We start from the raw sequence: 17,703 nt of genomic DNA, 5'->3' as shown, positions 1-17,703 counted from the left end.
AAATTTTACTTAGCATCAGCGGCGGTGATGTCTTTTTCAAAGCGATTCACGATAAAAGTATCGCCATAGAAATTACTTTCTACCTCATATTTGCTTTTTACCGCCAACGCACCTGGGGTCTTATTGGTAAAAATAAGTATCTCCTCAGGTTTGGTATTGTAGTTGGCATTAATAGATAACTGCTGTGCCAAACCTCTCATGAACTGGCGTTCGGTTTGTTTGGCATCATTGGCCTTTTTTAACTCATTTGCCACCAATGTGGTGAACTGATAATCACCAATATAAGCAGGAATAATCCCAAGTCCCAGCTTGATAATAATACCTGCCATCGCCAAACCTACGATAATCGTGGTAACACTTGCCCCACGTTGATTGGTTAGATTGGTTAATGAATTTGATTGTTGCATATTACACCTTTGTTTATTCGTGATTAATTAATCACGCCTGCTCGCCCAAAGCTCGGTAAATTCAGCCCCGGCTCTTTGTGCATCCAAATATAAGTCGCCTTACCTGCCAGATGATGTTCTGGCACAAATCCCCAAAACCGTCCATCTTCACTACGGTCTCTATTATCACCCATGACAAAATACTGTCCGTCTGGCACGGTGATTTGCCATGACGTGCCACCTGATGTGGCAGTTTGTGGTGAACTATCTAACAAAAACGGTGCGATAGAAGCACTGTTTAAATCACCCAAATAGCGTACCGTATAGCTATGTTCGCCCAGTGTTTCACGATAATAATGGGCATATTTTTCTTCTTCGGCTCCATATTTGGCACGCTCTTCATCGGACAAACGATGTCCCTCAATGACAGCTGGCATGAGCTTGGCATTGAGCCTGTCGGTCATTTGGTAATCCACGGGTATCGTATCCACCGCTTGCCCATTAATAGACAGCACGCCATTATTAAATGCCAGTGTATCACCTGGTAGAGCCATCATGCGTTTGATATAATAACGCTTGGGGTTTTTAGGGTAACGAAACACCACCACATCGCCGTGCTTGGGACTGCCTGTATTTAAAATTTTGGTGTGTGTTATTGGCAGTCTTAGTCCATAGGCGGCTTTATTGACGATGATGAAATCACCTGTATATAGGCTTGGCACCATTGAACTTGATGGAATATTGAACGGCTCAATCACAAACGAACGCACCAACACGATGATGAGCAAGATGGGCAGATACTCATACGCCCATCGTACCAATACAGGTTCTTGAAGTGGCTTATTATTAGATTCTGTCTGCTTTTGTGCTTTGGCTAGGGCAACTTTGGCTTCTTGATAAGCCGATGCCTTGTTAAAGAGCGTATCAGGAGCATTCTCATTGACAATAAACTCAGCGGGCGTCTCATCATGACCAAAACGTACAAGTGCCTCCTTAAACTCTTTTTCTGCCTGTGCCAAACGTCTTTGGGCATCTAAGATGGGCTTGCTTTGATTGGCAACCAATTTATGCTGTTTTAACACAAATTTATCTGTCAAATATGCCACCAAAAGCACCAACGTAACGGGCACCAAGATTAAATTAATGTCAAATTCCACAAGCCACCTTTATCATAAATATTTGCAAGTTTTATACCAATTTATCAAACCAAACCTAGCCATCCACTTTTAACACCGCCAAAAACGCCTCTTGGGGGATTTCCACGCTGCCCACTTGTTTCATGCGTTTTTTACCTGCTTTTTGTTTTTCTAGGAGTTTCTTTTTACGGCTAACATCACCACCATAACACTTGGCAAGCACGTCCTTACGCATGGCTTTGACGGTAGAACGAGCGATGATTTGACTGCCAATCGCCGCTTGAATGGCGACATCAAACATCTGACGAGGAATCAACTCTTTCATCTTTTCAACCAACTGATTGCCACGACGGCGAGCATGTTCTTGATGGCAAATCATGGCAAGTGCGTCCACTTTTTCGCCATTAATCAGTACGTCCACACGAGCCAATTTGTCCGCTTGATAGCGATGAAAACCATAATCCAAAGAAGCAAAGCCACGACTTGCCGATTTTAATTTATCAAAAAAGTCCATGACCACCTCGCCCATCGGAATGTCAAACACCACCTGCACTTGACGAGCCATAAACTTCATGTCCACCTGCACGCCACGACGTTCAATGGCAAGCGTGATGACGTTGCCCAGATATTCTTGTGGCACCAAAATATTACAGCGGGCAATCGGCTCACGAAACTCTTGGATTACGCCTGTATCGGGGAGCTTGGATGGGTTATCCACATAGACAGTCTCGCCATTTTTTTTGACAACTTCATAAATCACGCTTGGGGCGGTTGTAATCAGGTCAAGGTTGTATTCACGCTCCAAACGCTCTTGGATAATCTCCATATGAAGCATGCCCAAAAAACCACAACGAAAACCAAAGCCCAACGCCTCGGACGTATCAGGCTCAAAAAATAGGGCAGAATCATTGATTTGTAGCTTTTGCAAGGCCTCACGAAATTTTTCAAAATCAGACGAATCAATGGGGAACATGCCTGCATATACCTGTGGTGTTACCTTTTTAAAGCCTGCAATGCTGTCTGTCTCAGGGGTTTTGGCAAGGGTGATGGTATCACCGACAGGTGCCCCTGCAATGTCCTTAATCCCTGCGATGATAAAGCCCACCTCGCCTGCTTGTAGGATATTTGTCTCCAAACGTTTTGGGGTAAACACGCCAATGGATGTAACCAAATGGCTCTCGCTTGTGGATTTGATAAAAATTTTATCGCCTGTTTTGACCTGCCCTTCACGCACACGCACCAAAGACACCACGCCCAGATAATTATCAAACCATGAATCAATAATCAAGGCTTGCAAGGGGGCATCTGGGTCACCTTGTGGGGCAGGGATTTTCTCCACTAGGGCTTGTAGCAATTCATCAATGCCCACGCCTGTTTTGGCAGACACCCTAGGAGCATCCACCGCCTCAATGCCGATGATGTCCTCAATCTCCTCGATGACACGCTCAGGCTCAACCTGTGGTAGGTCAATTTTGTTTAATACAGGTAAAACTTCTAAATCCTGCTCAATGGCGGTGTAGCAGTTGGCAACCGACTGAGCCTCCACGCCTTGGGCAGCATCTACGACAAGTAACGCCCCCTCGCAGGCAGCCAGTGAGCGAGACACTTCATAACTAAAATCAACATGCCCTGGGGTATCAATAAAGTTTAGTTGGTATCTTTGACCATTGGGGTGATTGTAGTATAAGGTTACCGACTGAGCCTTGATGGTGATGCCACGCTCACGCTCAATATCCATGCTGTCAAGTACCTGAGCTTGCATTTCACGGTCAGACAGACCGCCACACACCTGAATAAAACGGTCGGCAAGGGTGGATTTACCATGGTCAATGTGGGCAATGATAGAAAAGTTACGGATGTGAGAAAGTGCGGTCATGATGTCTATAAATTTAAATGATAACAGGATATTGTAGCAGTTTTTTTGATAAAAACCTACAAAAATTCATCAGAGCTTGACAAATGATGACCGCCAAAATGATTTGGTTTATTCGGTGGGTGTTGGCTTATTTGGTTGTTTCGCATCTTGTGCCAAACTTTGATAAAATCCTGACAAATCCCATGGGGCTTTACCATAAAATGAGCCATTTAGCTGTGTATGTTCAATGAGATATTCCCTAAATTTTAAATAAAAATCACGGTCAGGGGCGGTCGGATTTGCCCAAAATTCATCCAAAGGTTTCTGGTCGGTCAGTCCCATCACATCATACAAAGCACGCCCCATGATTTTGGTGGGTTTTTGATGATATACCGACTGTAATGCTGTGGTGCTATTAACCGTAATCATGCCCAAACTGGCACGCAAAAGACTGGGCAGGTGCATATCACAACCATAAAAAACTCTATCTTGCACACCCAACTCATCACCCAGCGTGGCAATCATGTCAGTATAATCACGGTGTCCACGGTCTAGCGGATGATGCTTAAACAAAAGATTCGTCCCATGTGGGGCATGTTTGGCAAAACTTGTCATGACCTGAACGATAAAATCACGCACATCCTGATAATCACTGTGGTGGCTTATTTGTGAGTCGTTATGCACCTGTAAACTGACCAAATAGAAGTTTTTTCGCCCAACCAGTCTATTTTGTAGGCGTTTGTCTAAATGATGGTGCATGAGTTTACGCAAAAGGGCTTTAATCCACGCCCACGCCTCCGCCCACAAGGACAGTCCCCGATAATGCCGATAATGTGGATATCGCCATTGCCCCACAAAGACCGCTGCATAATAAATCACACTTGCCACACACATCCGATAAAAACGGTTGCCTGTAAATTTTGGCTTGTCATTTGCCTTTTGCACAGTATCAATAAGTGTCAAATCCAAGCGTGAATAAGCATTAATGCCATGCTCTTCTAGGGTGATATAATCAGGTCTTAGATAACCCTCTTCAAACACAAAAAAAGCAACACCCAACCGCCCACACACCTGCCGTGCAATCTCATGATAAGGGCGACAGTCATTAAAACAGACCACTGCCGTTAGCTGTTTATCATTAATGAGTTTGGTCAAAAAATCATCAAACTCACTTTGACGCCCCCGAAAATTGCTCATCTTGTCTTTATGGCGATAAAAAAGGGCATCGCCTGCATTAAAATTAACCTTGTGAACTCGCTTGCCTTGCCCCATCAAAAACGTGGCAAAACGACAAAAAAACGTCCCCATCTTGCCCTGTAATAGCAAAATGTCATCATAAGACAACAGGTTTTTTAAGGTTAAAGACATAGACAATCAAAAAAACAAACAAATGATAAACCAAAACAGATGATAAGTACTAACAAATAAAAATAAAAATTGATTAAAATATAGACAGTTAATTGGTGTATTGTATCACAGTTTTTATGCCAGTTTTTATCGCATGATGATTTTGCGTAATTGCATGGCTGTGGTTTTGATGTTTTGGGTGAATTGCTTGATAAGATTGGGCCCGGTGGCATGACGTTGGTCATGTAAGTGTGCTATGACTTGTTCAGGCGTGGCAAGTCCCATTTTGTGTGGTAAATGGTACATAGGGTAGTCAATGAGTGTGGCATAAATAAGCTCCTCCAAGGTCAAAGGCGGTAGATTGGGGCGTGTGCGTCTGCCCAAGGCATTGATTTTTAAAGTATTATTAGCTTCTATCACATCATCGGTCAGACCAAAACCTGCATAAAATGGCAGACCGTAACACACCACTGACTTACCACGCAGCAGTGCCTCAAACCCTGTCAAAGAGCTTATCGTATGCACCACATCACACACATCCAAACAATCAGGTATGGCAATATCATGGGCAATCACATCAGCCATATGATGGTTGTCCGCTTTACCAGGTCGCAGCCCTGCTTCTACATCGGGGTGCGGTTTATAAATAATCACATCATGAGCAAAATCAGCTCGCACCCTGGCTAATAGCTCACTGTTTTTCTTAATCACACTCGTACAAGTCTGCACCGATGCATCATCTTCTACCTGCCCTACCACTAAATGAATGGGACGGTTTGATTGTAAGGCATTGATTTGGCGGATAAAGTCATGGTTTTTTGTGCTAAGATTGTATTTACTCATGCGTTTGGTCAAAAAGAGTTCATGCAAGCCTTTGGCACGCTGTCTTTGGTCATCTGTTAGGCAAATGGTATTTAAAATCTGTTCCAAACGACTCGGTGCGGTTGCATCAAAATAAATCCCCACATCATCCATGACCACCGATAACGGTGCGATGAGCGTTGCTCCCAAACCGTAAGAGCGGATAAAGCCATCTTCCATGCACCAAATGATGGGGTCTGTGATGCCATGGCAGGTCAGCTTATTTTTTAATAACCTTTTAGACTTTTGCCCCCATACGACATAATCGGTAGTATTAGATAAAGCGTTAAATACTTTACTGTCGGCACGTTTGGCACGTTTTTCATTGATACCATATGGCAAAAAAAACCACCATTTGGTTTTGGGCTTAATGGTCAAATTTACCTTATCAAACCCCAAAAACCCCCGCACAAATGGCACTTTCCAACGACTAAAATCATAAACAAAGAGCTTGCTACCGAGCCTGTTTTGCCAATTGCGGTTATCTGTCAGATAATTCATGAGTGTCTCAATGTCGCACGCCTGCCCTGTGGCAGGATTGGCATAATGGCTGTATAGGACATAACTGGCATAAAAAAGCTGGCTAAGGCTTGGCTGTGTGATGTTTAGTTGTTGATGATGACGGATAAGGTTTTGATAAATGGGCATGTTTTTGACAAAGTCATCATCGGTCAGACCAAATCCTGCGTACCAATTCACCCCAAAATTATGCACCGCTTTGCCAAGCATCAATGCCTCAAAACCCATATGTGAGCTGACCGTATAGACCGCACAGGCTTGACTGATAAGGGCAATGGGATTACAAGGTGCATCCAAATAGAACGGTTTGGGGATATCTTTTGGGGTAAAATAGCCCTTACCAGCAGGGTGTGCCTTTATCCAGATATTAGCATTGGAATACCGCTCTTTGGCGTGGGCGAGCATGGCAAAAAAGCTGTCCGCAGTCGCCCCTGCTCCTGTGATAGACGCATCATTTGCCACTTGGTCGATGATGATGATGTGGGGCTTGTCGTTATTTGCCAATGCCGATAAATCAGGGGCGATGATGATTTGGTTGTATTTGGATAATTGGTGCGTGATGATTTTGTTGATTAACCGCTGTGCGTGTCGCTCTTTATCATCACTCCACTGTGCCATACAGTCGGCGATAAGCTCTTGCAAGCGGTTAGGGGTTGTTAGGTCAAAATACACACCCAAATCGTCTTTGATAAAGCTTGCCCCCACGCTGTGTATACCACTGCCAAGCGAGCGTAAAAATCCATCTTCTACTGTGATGAGTGGCAAGCTGTGCGTGTCGGCAAAGGACACCGCCTTGCTACGACTTGGTTTTTTCCCCCATGCTAGCACGGCTTGGGCAGTTTTGTCTTTATAAACAATGTCCGCCCCAAGTGCCACGCCAAGCAAGGGATTATTTTTAATAACCCCTCGTGTGGCACAAGCATAACGCACCATCAGAGCTTGACAATCACACCTGTCGCCACAGCAAGCTGATAGATGACCTGTGCAATCCCACGAGCAATCTCAACACGGCGAGTTCTAACTTTGGGCAGAACCATAATCTCATCACCCTGCTGTATGCGATAGGCGGTATTGACCACGCTGGTTTCACCATTTTGGTGCATGACCAAAATCTCATCGCTGTTGGCATTATTATCAAATCCACCTGATTTGGCAATGTAGTCGCCTACCGTCAAGTCAGCATTAAAAGTTAATGCACCTTGATGGCGTACTTGACCATTTACCATAATGACAGACGTTTGGGCAGGGATATGAATGATGTCACCTTGTTCTAAAATGATGTCCTGCCATGAGTTTGGCACCACCACCACACGTCCTGTCGGCTCAATGTGACGAGCCTTGGCAATGAACTGCCCCACCAATTTGGCATCCTCAGCACGCAACTGTGCCTCTTCTCGGGTTGTGGACTGAGTAGCCAGTGTCATCTCTTCTAGGCGGTCTAAGGCTCGGTTGATGGATGCTTTTTGGCTTGCTTTGACCGAATCACGGTAGATGGTCAAATGATTGACATTGGCAAGAGCAGACGGTTCAAGCTGGGCAATGACGTCTTTTAATCTTGCCCCATAGGGCAATACCACCGCCCCATTACCCTCATGAGCACCTGTTACTTGCACCGCTATCGTACCAACATGGCGGTCAGATGTTACCACCAATGTATCGCCATTTTGGACAGGGATATTTTGTGCTTCACCCAAAGCATAATACTCTGCCGTTTTGGCTTTTCCTGACGCCCTTGTGATGCTCACGTTGGTTGCATCTGCCAATGGGTTGGCAACAGCAAGCACATCCGAGATGGTCAAATCATTGACCCCAAATTCAAAGACGTATTCATTTTGTACCCGACCTGAGATGGCAAAGGTCTGTTTTTGGGGAGCGACATTAATAACATCGCCATCTTTAAATGAAAATGGTGATAAACGACCCATGATAAGAAAGTCGTATAAATTAATCCTTTGGGCAACTTGTCCATCACGCAGTACTTGCACGTCAATATAACTGCCACGCTTGGGGTCAACGCCACCTGCACGGTCTAGGTAAGATAAAACGCTGTCTGCTGCCAGTCCACCATAATAACCTGGTTGATTGACAAAACCTGTTACAAACACCTTGACAGGTTGAGCCTGCTCTAAGGAGGCATACACACCCACATTGGAGCGATAGATTCTCCCAATTGCCGATTGTACCACACTTTGTAGTTGTCCATTTCTCACACCTGCAATACGCACAGGTCCGACATTTGGCAAAAAGATATTGCCCTGAGGGTCAACGGTCATTGTGGCAGCATATTGATACGCCCCCCACATACGCACCTGCACATTATCACCAACATTGATGACATAGTTGTCATTAAAGGTTGAACCTGACGTGGTAGAAAATGCCCCACGAAAGAGCTGTTCACCAAAAATACGTACGTCCGTTTTGACATTTTGAATGACAGGATTGTTATGAATGATGGCATGAGTTGGCATGCTTGCCATCGCCACCGCTTCGGCCGTGGTTGCCTGAGATGGTACATTTTTGCCATTAACCACCCCTGCCAGTCTGCCCGTATTATTATCCATGGCAAAATTGGTGTTGGCAATGGCAACGCAATTTAGCATCAAAGCAGTGGCTAAGGGTATTTTTGTTAGCAAATGTTTCATTGTTTTATTTTCCATTATTTGGCATGGTCTTTGATGACCGCCAACACCAACACGATAAAACCATACAAGATGAGCAGCAACACCAATGATGTACCCAAAACATAGCCCATGCGAGGGTAGAGAGCATCTTCTGCCCGATGAGGGGAGGTGATGACCACCAGATTTTTAATCTTACGCATGACCTCAACTCGAGAACTCTCCAAAGAATTCAAGGCGATTTTATAAAGCTCATTAGCAAATTCGGCCTCTGCTTTTAGGGTCTCAAATTCTAATGCTTTGGCATTTAGCTTGGCATCTTGTGATGATGTTAATTTAGCCTGCTCATCTTTGATTTGTTTTTCTACTGAATTTATCTGACTACGCAGGCTCACCACTTGCGGAGCCTCTGGGTTTAGGTAACTAAGCAGCTGTCGCTCTTCGGTGCGTAACGTACTTAACTGTCCCTGCAAGGTAGCGATGACCTGATTGACCATCTGGGCGTTAAGCTGTGGATCAAAAATCTCGTTTTGGTTTTGGTAGTCAATGACAGCTCTTTTGGCATCGTTGAGTTTTTGTTCCGCTTCGGCGGCCTGGGCAGAAACAAAGGCAAGTTGTTCGCCAGCTGTGTCCTTGGAGACTTGATTGACGAACTTCTCCGATTCACGCAAGATGGCTTGGTTGAGCCTTAGAGCATATTCTGGTTCAAAACCCTCGGTTGTTACTGTAAGCATATAGCTAAGTTCATCCAGTGATACCGAAACCCGCTTTTGAAAATACTCATGCAACTCTTCTTGGGTTGCGTCAGCAGGGATTTCATTGATAAAATCCACGCCATTAATGCGATAAGCTTCACGAAACTTAAACTCTGTATCTAACTTATTTATCATATCATCAGACAAGATGTACTTGGTCAGATACAGAGCGTCTTCACGGTTGGTGTTATTCACCCCAAGCAGTGATGAGATGCCTGTGGCGGATACACCCTGCTCGGAGACTTGCTTGATGACCACGTTGGATGTGCTGACATAACGTGGGTGAGCCAATACGAGTGTATAAGCACTGATGGCAAGCCACGGCAAAACCACCACCCATATAAATAGGGTAGCAACTGGGCGATTACGCTTATTTTTTAGCTTTATGAACATATTCGTTATACACCTCAATGGCTTCTTTGGGGTCAGCAAAAACTTTGGCGGTTTGATCCATCAGTACAATACCAATATCACAGTTTTTCTCAATCTCTTTTAGGTTATGCGACACCATCAAAAATCCCGCCTGCTCACGGCGAGCTTCTAATATCTCTTCACTGCGTTTACGAAACGCTGCATCACCGACCGCACTGACTTCATCTAACATATAATAATCAAAATCAAAGGCAAGCGACAGCCCAAAAGTCAGTCGTGAACGCATGCCTGATGAGTAACTTTTGACTGGCATGTCAAAGTATTTGCCAATATCAGCAAATTCCTGAACAAAACGAATCTTCTCATCAATATAATCACCACTAGAATACAGACGACACACAAAGCGGACATTTTGTCTGCCTGTCAAACTGCCTTGAAAGCCTCCTGCCACACCCACAGGCCAACTGATGGTGCTGTCAGTCAGCACGTCGCCCTCATCAGGGGTGTCCAACCCACAGATGATGCGTAGCAGTGTGGATTTGCCCGCCCCATTTCGTCCAAGCAGCCCTACCGACTGCTTATGGGCAATCGTCAGATTTAGCCCCTTAAAGAGATAATGGCGACCGTGTGGGGTCATAAAAGATTTGGTTATATTTTTAATCTCAATCATGTCTGTATCATCATTTGGCACGAATCAAATCACGCTCAAAAGCTTTATATAGCAACAAACCCAAAAAATTCACACACATCGTCCATTTGACAAAATACCACATGTCTACATGATAAATCGGATACGTGGGCGAGAGTGAATGTCTTATCATTTCTAAGTTGTGAATGAATGGGTTGTACATCAGGTATGACAAATACGGCTCGGGTATCATATGCACCGAATACAGCACCCCTGAGGTAAAATACAGTATCGTAAAGATAATGCTAATAATTTTGCTAATCTCACCGCCATAATGCCCCACAATCATGAGTATCATGGCAAGTCCAAAAGCAAAAAAGAACATCATCAGCCAACAAAACAGCACCATATCCAAATGCTCGGTACTAAACCCAATGCCAAAAAAGGCAAGCCCACACAACAAGATGACAAAGGTCATAAAATAAATCACCAGCTCCAAAAACGAGCGAGCGATAATCACATCAATATGACGCACTGCCCGATACATGAGTAATCCTGCATTGGCAGAGACCGCCCCCAATGAACGGTTGGCGATTTTTTGCATCATAAAAAACGGCGCAAACCCTGCCACCAAAAACAGCATATAATCCATGCCTGGTAAGGCACGCTTCATAATGGCACCAAAAACCACCAACATGATCACCATCTGTAAAGTAATCTCCAAAGGTGCCCACAGATAGCCCAAACGATAACTGCCAAAACGGGTCTGCAACTCACGCATGAGCAGGGCATGAAACGCTGCACCCATAACGGCCAGTCCACTGCGTTTTTTTATCGGTCGGTATGGGGGTAACTCAATGGACATGACTGTGCCAAAATAGAATGAATAAGATAAAATGATGACGGCTAAAATTTTTGGTATTGTAGCATAAACCATCAAAAATTACCAAAACCATTTATCTTATCAGTGCAAGGGCTTACCAGTGCAAAAACATCATCAAATTGTTGGTTAATGCCAATCTCATGAAGCCTTATCTTTTGTGCTTATATCACTGGGCGATTGATTTATCGGGCTTTATGAACATGCTTGCTGCCATAAGCCCCAATTCAAACAAGATACACATGGGAATGGCAAGCATGAGCATGCTTGCTCCATCGGGGGGTGTGATGATTGCTGAGACAAAAAAACAGCCTACGATGACATATCGGCGTTTCGTGGCAAGCTGTTTGGGGGTTACAATACGCATCAGCACCAACAGCATGGTCGCCACAGGTATCTCAAACATCAGTCCAAATACCAAAAACAGCTTGATAACAAAATCCAAATAACTCTCAATATCCGTCATCGGTAGCACGTTATCAGGGGCGAACAACACAAGAAACTTTAAAGCAGGAACAAGCACCACAAAATAGGCAAACGCCACACCCACATAAAACAGCACAATGGCGGACAATAGTAGTGGCACAACCGCCCTTTTCTCATGCTTATAAAGAGCGGGGGCGACAAAACCCCAAATCTGAGCGATGATAAAAGGCACACAGATGAATAATGCCATAAAAAACGCCAGTTTTATCGGCGCTAAAAACCCCGATGCCACCTGAGTTGCGATGATGCTGGCATTGTGAGGCAACAAGGCGACAAGCGGTCTTGAAATCAAGTCATACAAAGAACGACTCACATACATAAGTGGCAAAAACACTGCTACCACCGCCATGATTATGTAAATAAATCGGGTTCTTAATTCGGCAAAATGTGCCATGAGTGACATATCGCCATCATCTGTGCTTTGTCTGTCTAACTCACTCACACACCCCTCCGATATAGGAGCCTGTCAGCTTTATGGTTAGGTAAAAATGGGGCAGGGGGTAGACGGCGTTTTTTATCATAATCACCCAATAAAAAAAAGCGATAAGTTAAAGGTAAGGTATCGTATTGGGGCGTGGGTTGGGGATTTGTGCTTTTTGTGTCAGCGTTTTGATTGTCCTGCTTAGTATCTTGAATTTCTTGCCAATTATCCAAAATCGCACTTTGATTAGTGCGTGCCATTTGGTCGGTTTGGCGGATTTTGGTTTGTAACTCCTGCATTTGGGCTTTCATCTTGGCTTCGGACGCACGAATTTCGTCAATCTCTGCTTTTAGGGCGTTTTGTACTTCGGTGAGTTCAAGCTCGCTCACCAGCTCACTTTGTAGGCGTGCTGACATACGGCGAAAATTACCGTACCATTTGCCAAGCGTGCGTGCGGTGATGATGAGTTTTTCAGGCCCCAAAATAATCAGTGCAATGACCCCAAACAGTCCAAGTTCAAACAGCCCAAGATTAAACATGTCAAACTAGACCGTCTCGTCTTTTTTGATTTTAACAATCTCGTCTGCTTTAAGCGCCTGTTTTAGCTCTTGTTGCGGATTGGCAGTGTGGTCAAGTCTGTCTTTGTCATCTTCTTTGACCGCTTCTTTAAAGCCTTTGACGGCAGAACCTAGGTCTTTTCCTGCGTTTTTAAGTTTTGATGTACCAAACACAATGACCACCACAACCAACAAAATCAGCCAATGCGTGATAGAAAATCCGCCCATGATGTTACCTTTATTTAATAAAAATTTAATAAATTAAAAAATATTGACAAGATGATAAATTGTCATAAATCTTACTGCTTTGGTGTACGTGCATTTTTCTCATCAATACCAGACAATCCAAACCGTCTTGCTAACTCGGTCAATACCTCATCGCCTGACAGACCTAACTGATGCAAGGCAACAAGGCTATGAAACCACATATCTGCCACCTCATACACCATATCTGCTTTGACTTGCTCATCATCTTCACCCATGGCACGCACAAGCTGTAATTCCTTGGCACAGATGATGGCCTCGGTCGTCTCTTCGCCCACTTTTTCTAGGATTTTATTCAGCCCTTTGTGGTATAGGCTTGACACATAAGAGCTGTCTTTGTCGGCAGTTTTTCGCTCATCTAAGATGCGGTCAAGCTCGCCAATGACTTTGCTATTATCTGGCTTAATCAGCGTATGCGGTGCGTCCACTTTTACCGCATCACCATAAATCTCACTAGGGTCTTTAATGACCTTATCCGCCGCCACCCAATCAAGGCTCGCCACGTCCAATTTTTCAAAAAAACAGCTCGTCCGCCCCGTGTGGCACGCAACCCCCCCAATCTGCGTGATGATAAGCACAATCACATCTCTATCGCAATCGGTGCGAATCTCATGAACGATTTGAGTGTGTCCGCTACTCTCGCCCTTGTGCCAAATCTTGCCACGAGAGCGACTAAAATACACCGCCTGTCCTGTCTGTACGGTCATCGCTAAGGCTTGACGGTTTTGCCATGCCATCATCAGTATTCGTCCTGTATCACGGTCTTGGGCGATGGCGGGAATCAGCCCATCAGCATTAAAATTTAGGGTATCAAGATAGTGGGTGTCAAGATGGCTCATTATCGTCTCCTTTTGGGCTATTTTATCACAGAAATCATCAGACAGCACACAGAACATTGACTTCACTCATCACTTATCACTTATCACAGATATTTTTACATTTGATTGCCATGTTTGATTGTTATTAACTGTTGCAATCTATCCAAAAGTTCTTTATAATGCCCATCCCACCTTACGCTGTTTGTTCCTAATTTTTATCTTATATTTATAAGGTAAATTGGTTAATTCAAATCAGTTAAATGGCAAAAAGGTTCATCGGTTGGTATGCCAACCTTTAACAAAGAGGCTACTTATGAAAGTAAAACTAAAAACCAAACGTGGTGCGGCAAAGCGTTTTAAAAAAACCGCCAACGGCTTTAAACGCAAACAAGCGTTCAAACGCCACATTTTGACCAAAAAGTCTCCTAAGCGTATCCGCCAATTGCGTGGTTGCGTCATGGTTCACGTCGCTGACGTTCCATCAATCCGCCGTATGTGCCCATACATTTAATATCTAGGAGAATATCATGGCTCGTGTAAAACGTGGTGTACAGGCTAATCGCCGTCATAAAAAAGTCTTGGCTCGTGCAAAAGGTTACTATGGTGCACGCTCTCGTGTGTATCGTGTTGCTGTGCAAGCGGTACTAAAAGCAGGTCAATATGCTTATCGTGACCGCCGTAACAAAAAACGCTCTTTCCGCCGTCTGTGGATTGCTCGTATCAATGCAGGTGCTCGTCTAAATGGTCTGTCATACAGCCGTCTTATCAATGGTCTTAAAAAGGCAAATGTTGAGATTGACCGCCGTATCTTAGCAGACATCGCCATGCATGATGCAGCAGCATTTAGTGCAATCTGCGAAAAAGCAAAATCTGCCCTAGCCTAAGCAAGCAGCTTAGCTAAAACCCCAAAATCTCATATTTTGGGGTTTTTGGTTGTTTAAATGGATGTTAAGATTGCCATCAATGACATCTAACCAATGATTCTAACCAATGACATCTCACTTAATGCTTAGCACAGATTCTGTTAAACATGATTTTGAGACCCTTTGACAACACCAACCCCCAAAAGTATTATTGTCTGGTGCTGTCCAAGCGGTTATAATACCAACCCAACATCCATTTATTGACAACTGCCATGCACCATTTTAGCCAGGTCAGCTTTGATGAAGCCTTAATTCAAAAATATAACCGCCAAGGCCCTCGTTATACATCTTATCCAACCGCCTTAGAGTTCGCCCCCATTCTAGACGGTGTGGAGATGAGCATTTTACAGCAAAAAGACCCTGCCATACCCTTATCGCTCTACATTCATATCCCCTTTTGTCGCCATCTGTGCTATTACTGTGGTTGCAACAAAATCATCACCAAAAAAAACAGCGACTCAGGTGATTATTTGGATTATCTATTTAGAGAAATTCGCCATAAAAAATCCTTGCTAAATGGCAATGCCATCGTCAAGCAAGTTCACTTAGGGGGCGGTACACCCACCTTTTTAGATGATGATGAGCTGACCGTGTTATGGCAGTTTTTGCAAGATGAATTTGATTTTGCTCATGATGGTGATTATTCGGTAGAGATTGACCCACGAGAGCTTAGACAGACGACCTTGGCAACATTACACACGCTTGGGGTCAATCGCTTATCGTTTGGGGTGCAGGATTTGAACGAGCGTGTACAGATAGCCGTGAATCGTGTACAACCTCACAGTCTGGTACAGGCGGTCATGAGTGAAGCCAGACGACTGGGGTTTGGGTCTATTAATATTGACCTGATTTATGGTCTGCCTCATCAGAGTGTGGCAAGCATGGCGGACACTGTTGCTAAAATCATCGCCCTAGCCCCTGACCGCTTATCGGTGTTTAACTATGCTCATCTGCCTGAGCGGTTTAGTGCCCAACGTCGCATTAAAGATAACGAACTGCCTGCCCCTGCCACCAAACTCACCATGTTTGGCAACACCATCAAGGCACTCACAGATGCAGGCTATCAGTACATAGGCATTGACCATTTTGCTCGTCCTGATGACGACATGGCAATCGCCCAACGCATCGGCAAGCTCCATCGCAATTTTCAAGGCTATACCATCTTGGGAGAATGCGATTTACTCTCTTTTGGGGTCAGCAGCATCAGCCAAATCGGTGAGCACATTCTACAAAACCCTACTGACTTAAAAGAATATCAAGCACGTATTAATGCAGGCATGCTCCCTGCCATCAAGCACATTAAGGCAGATGACAAGGATAAGCTTCGAGGTTACGTCATCATGAACTTATTATGCCATGACCGTTTGGATTTTGCAGAGGTGGATGAGCGGTTTGGTATTGACAGTCGCACCTATTTTCAAGCAGAGATTGAGAATTTATATCAAATGGCAAAAGATGGGCTTGTGTCCATTGATGAGACAGGTGTACAAATCTTACCCAAAGGGCGGATACTGGGACGTAACGTCGCCATGGTCTTTGATGAATATCTCACCCAAAAGCATGGCAAGCGGTTTAGTAAGGTGATTTAATGCCCTAATAACTGGGCATTGATTATGGCAAAATATCAATCCTCAAATAACTTTTGCCCCAAATATTCACCCTCTTTTACCCCGCCAAAACAGGCAAATAATCCACTACCGATGTGCGTGGTGTATTCGGTCATTTTATCGGTATTGCCAAAGGCGTTTTGGATAACACTAAACTGTATGGGCGATTTTTGAAAAGAGATGAACAAAAGTCCTGCATTAAACTGCCCTGTCTTGGCATCAATACCACTGCTGTACGAGAACGAGCGTCTAAGCAGTTGCAATCCTGTACGTTTGGCAAGTCCCATGTGTGTAGGATGGGCGATGACCAGATGACCCTCGTCATCCTTTTCATTAATATCAAATTCTTCAAATTCCTCCAACTTACCAATGCTCGCCCCAGTATCTCGGTGCCTGCCAAACGTATCCTCTTGACCTACCAAACTTGTTCTGTCCCACGTTTCTAGATACATTTGGATAAGGCGTACCACCAAATACGTACCATCATTAAACCACGCCGTTTTACCCGCCCCATCAGCCCATAGCCATTTGTCGGTGTTCTGCAACGTTGTTTTGTTGGCAGTACCATCCTTAAAGCCAAAGAGATTGCGTGGGGTATCTGTACCATTATCAAAGCTGTTATAACCTGACTGCGACCACTTCATCGTGATGAGTGAACGGGCTTTACGAACAAGCTGACGCACAGCGTGAAAGGCAACCTGAGGGTCATGACTGCATGCCTGTATACAAATATCACCCCCTGACAATTCAGAACGGATTTGGTCACGAGCAAATTTGGGCAAGTGGCTAAATTCTGGTGGTGCTTTGTCTGCCAAACCCAATTTGTCCAAAAATGTTGGGCTTATCCCAAAGGTCAAAGTCAGCCCATACGCCCCCAAACTGTCCGCCTCGCCTGTATCAGTAGGGGGCAGATGAGGGTTTTTGTCATAGGGCTTGATGTTATTGCCCTGGGTCAGCTGGGCAGAATATTGCGTCCAATCCTTAAACATTTGGCGAATCTCACCGAGGTCTGTGCTGTATAAATCCGCCACCAAAAAATAAACATGATGCTGAACAGGTGTGGTAATACCTGCTTGATGCCTGCCATAAAAATCATGGCTAATATTGGCAAATGGATGAGAGGGTATGTGATTGTCAGTGCTGCCCTTGTTGTCAGATTTGGCAGTTTGGTTTTGGGTGTTGTTGCAAGCGGTCAATGCCCCTACCCCAATAAGGGCAGTCGCTCCCATGTTCCCCAAAAAGGTTCGTCGGTTGGTCATATACTCCCCCT

Annotated in this window: 17 protein-coding genes; 3 read left to right on the top strand and 14 right to left on the bottom strand. The window is 44.5% G+C overall.

Annotation, left to right across the window (positions count from 1 at the left end):
• Positions 1-5: 5 nt before the first annotated feature.
• From A7456_RS06885 to hisIE, 13 genes are all read right to left on the bottom strand, one after another.
• A complete protein-coding gene (locus A7456_RS06885; protein WP_067008983.1) occupies positions 6-407 on the bottom strand; it encodes a DUF4845 domain-containing protein in 402 nt (133 codons plus the stop codon).
• A gap of 23 nt (positions 408-430) precedes the next feature.
• Positions 431-1,543: a signal peptidase I gene (gene lepB, locus A7456_RS06880; protein ID WP_067008980.1), complete on the bottom strand. Its 1,113-nt coding sequence runs from the start codon at positions 1,541-1,543 to the stop codon at positions 431-433.
• A gap of 55 nt (positions 1,544-1,598) precedes the next feature.
• Complete coding sequence (gene lepA / locus A7456_RS06875) at positions 1,599-3,398, bottom strand: translation elongation factor 4 (RefSeq protein ID WP_067008977.1); 1,800 nt, start codon at positions 3,396-3,398, stop codon at positions 1,599-1,601.
• Between the two features lie 108 nt (positions 3,399-3,506).
• A complete protein-coding gene (locus A7456_RS06870) occupies positions 3,507-4,745 on the bottom strand; it encodes a capsule biosynthesis protein (RefSeq protein ID WP_067008975.1) in 1,239 nt (412 codons plus the stop codon).
• 126 nt (positions 4,746-4,871) lie between these two features.
• Positions 4,872-7,037 carry a capsular polysaccharide biosynthesis protein gene (locus tag A7456_RS06865; protein WP_067008972.1) on the bottom strand — a complete coding sequence of 722 codons (2,166 nt, stop codon included), beginning with the start codon at positions 7,035-7,037 and terminating at the stop codon, positions 4,872-4,874.
• The gene (locus A7456_RS06860) at positions 7,037-8,746 is read right to left on the bottom strand and encodes a polysaccharide biosynthesis/export family protein (RefSeq protein WP_067009024.1); all 1,710 of its coding nucleotides are present in this window, start codon (positions 8,744-8,746) and stop codon (positions 7,037-7,039) included. Before A7456_RS06860 ends, A7456_RS06865 begins: the two co-directional genes overlap by 1 nt.
• A gap of 14 nt (positions 8,747-8,760) precedes the next feature.
• Positions 8,761-9,870 (bottom strand): hypothetical protein, encoded by a 1,110-nt coding sequence (locus tag A7456_RS06855; protein WP_062498388.1) that lies wholly within the window; start codon positions 9,868-9,870, stop codon positions 8,761-8,763.
• On the bottom strand, positions 9,848-10,519 hold the full coding sequence (locus A7456_RS06850; RefSeq protein WP_062498401.1) for an ABC transporter ATP-binding protein: 672 nt from the start codon (positions 10,517-10,519) through the stop codon (positions 9,848-9,850). Before A7456_RS06850 ends, A7456_RS06855 begins: the two co-directional genes overlap by 23 nt.
• A 10-nt stretch (positions 10,520-10,529) precedes the next feature.
• Entirely contained in the window at positions 10,530-11,342 is an 813-nt protein-coding gene (locus A7456_RS06845) for an ABC transporter permease (protein ID WP_067009022.1), read from the bottom strand.
• A 184-nt stretch (positions 11,343-11,526) separates the two neighbouring features.
• The gene (gene tatC, locus A7456_RS06840) at positions 11,527-12,285 is read right to left on the bottom strand and encodes a twin-arginine translocase subunit TatC (protein ID WP_227713271.1); all 759 of its coding nucleotides are present in this window, start codon (positions 12,283-12,285) and stop codon (positions 11,527-11,529) included.
• On the bottom strand, positions 12,282-12,803 hold the full coding sequence (locus A7456_RS06835; RefSeq protein WP_062498389.1) for a Sec-independent protein translocase subunit TatA/TatB: 522 nt from the start codon (positions 12,801-12,803) through the stop codon (positions 12,282-12,284). The genes tatC and A7456_RS06835 overlap by 4 nt, the downstream gene beginning before the upstream one ends.
• A gap of 6 nt (positions 12,804-12,809) precedes the next feature.
• Positions 12,810-13,049 (bottom strand): Sec-independent protein translocase subunit TatA, encoded by a 240-nt coding sequence (tatA, locus tag A7456_RS06830; protein ID WP_066894213.1) that lies wholly within the window; start codon positions 13,047-13,049, stop codon positions 12,810-12,812.
• A 71-nt stretch (positions 13,050-13,120) separates the two neighbouring features.
• Positions 13,121-13,924, bottom strand: a complete 804-nt coding sequence (gene hisIE, locus A7456_RS06825; RefSeq protein WP_067008969.1) for a bifunctional phosphoribosyl-AMP cyclohydrolase/phosphoribosyl-ATP diphosphatase HisIE — start codon at positions 13,922-13,924, stop codon at positions 13,121-13,123.
• A gap of 292 nt (positions 13,925-14,216) precedes the next feature.
• Between hisIE and rpmI the strand changes: the two genes are divergently transcribed.
• The 3 genes from rpmI (at position 14,217) to hemN (ending at position 16,415) form a co-directional block, all read left to right on the top strand.
• Complete coding sequence (gene rpmI, locus A7456_RS06820; RefSeq protein WP_029102391.1) at positions 14,217-14,414, top strand: 50S ribosomal protein L35; 198 nt, start codon at positions 14,217-14,219, stop codon at positions 14,412-14,414.
• 16 nt (positions 14,415-14,430) lie between these two features.
• Entirely contained in the window at positions 14,431-14,787 is a 357-nt protein-coding gene (rplT, locus tag A7456_RS06815) for a 50S ribosomal protein L20 (RefSeq protein WP_066887068.1), read from the top strand.
• Between the two features lie 251 nt (positions 14,788-15,038).
• Positions 15,039-16,415, top strand: a complete 1,377-nt coding sequence (gene hemN / locus A7456_RS06810; RefSeq protein WP_067008965.1) for an oxygen-independent coproporphyrinogen III oxidase — start codon at positions 15,039-15,041, stop codon at positions 16,413-16,415.
• 35 nt (positions 16,416-16,450) lie between these two features.
• Here the strand turns inward: hemN and efeB are convergent, their stop codons facing one another.
• Complete coding sequence (gene efeB / locus A7456_RS06805) at positions 16,451-17,692, bottom strand: iron uptake transporter deferrochelatase/peroxidase subunit (RefSeq protein ID WP_067008962.1); 1,242 nt, start codon at positions 17,690-17,692, stop codon at positions 16,451-16,453.
• Positions 17,693-17,703: the final 11 nt, after the last annotated feature.

It is taken from the genome of Moraxella nonliquefaciens (assembly GCF_001679005.1).
Classification (GTDB): domain Bacteria; phylum Pseudomonadota; class Gammaproteobacteria; order Pseudomonadales; family Moraxellaceae; genus Moraxella; species Moraxella nonliquefaciens.
Note: the sequence above shows the minus strand (reverse complement) of the source record. Positions and strands in the feature narration are given on the sequence as shown.

Bases quoted from the DNA above. Each gene is read 5' to 3' on its own strand.
- A7456_RS06885 (WP_067008983.1), bottom strand. From the start codon at position 407: ATGCAACAATCAAATTCATTAACCAATCTAACCAATCAACGTGGGGCA.
- lepA (WP_067008977.1), bottom strand. From the start codon at position 3,398: ATGACCGCACTTTCTCACATCCGTAACTTTTCTATCATTGCCCACATT.
- A7456_RS06870 (WP_067008975.1), bottom strand. From the start codon at position 4,745: ATGTCTTTAACCTTAAAAAACCTGTTGTCTTATGATGACATTTTGCTA.
- A7456_RS06865 (WP_067008972.1), bottom strand. From the start codon at position 7,037: ATGGTGCGTTATGCTTGTGCCACACGAGGGGTTATTAAAAATAATCCC.
- A7456_RS06860 (WP_067009024.1), bottom strand. From the start codon at position 8,746: ATGAAACATTTGCTAACAAAAATACCCTTAGCCACTGCTTTGATGCTA.
- A7456_RS06855 (WP_062498388.1), bottom strand. From the start codon at position 9,870: ATGTTCATAAAGCTAAAAAATAAGCGTAATCGCCCAGTTGCTACCCTA.
- A7456_RS06850 (WP_062498401.1), bottom strand. From the start codon at position 10,519: ATGATTGAGATTAAAAATATAACCAAATCTTTTATGACCCCACACGGT.
- A7456_RS06845 (WP_067009022.1), bottom strand. From the start codon at position 11,342: ATGTCCATTGAGTTACCCCCATACCGACCGATAAAAAAACGCAGTGGA.
- A7456_RS06835 (WP_062498389.1), bottom strand. From the start codon at position 12,803: ATGTTTAATCTTGGGCTGTTTGAACTTGGACTGTTTGGGGTCATTGCA.
- tatA (WP_066894213.1), bottom strand. From the start codon at position 13,049: ATGGGCGGATTTTCTATCACGCATTGGCTGATTTTGTTGGTTGTGGTG.
- hisIE (WP_067008969.1), bottom strand. From the start codon at position 13,924: ATGAGCCATCTTGACACCCACTATCTTGATACCCTAAATTTTAATGCT.
- rpmI (WP_029102391.1), top strand. From the start codon at position 14,217: ATGAAAGTAAAACTAAAAACCAAACGTGGTGCGGCAAAGCGTTTTAAA.
- rplT (WP_066887068.1), top strand. From the start codon at position 14,431: ATGGCTCGTGTAAAACGTGGTGTACAGGCTAATCGCCGTCATAAAAAA.
- hemN (WP_067008965.1), top strand. From the start codon at position 15,039: ATGCACCATTTTAGCCAGGTCAGCTTTGATGAAGCCTTAATTCAAAAA.
- efeB (WP_067008962.1), bottom strand. From the start codon at position 17,692: ATGACCAACCGACGAACCTTTTTGGGGAACATGGGAGCGACTGCCCTT.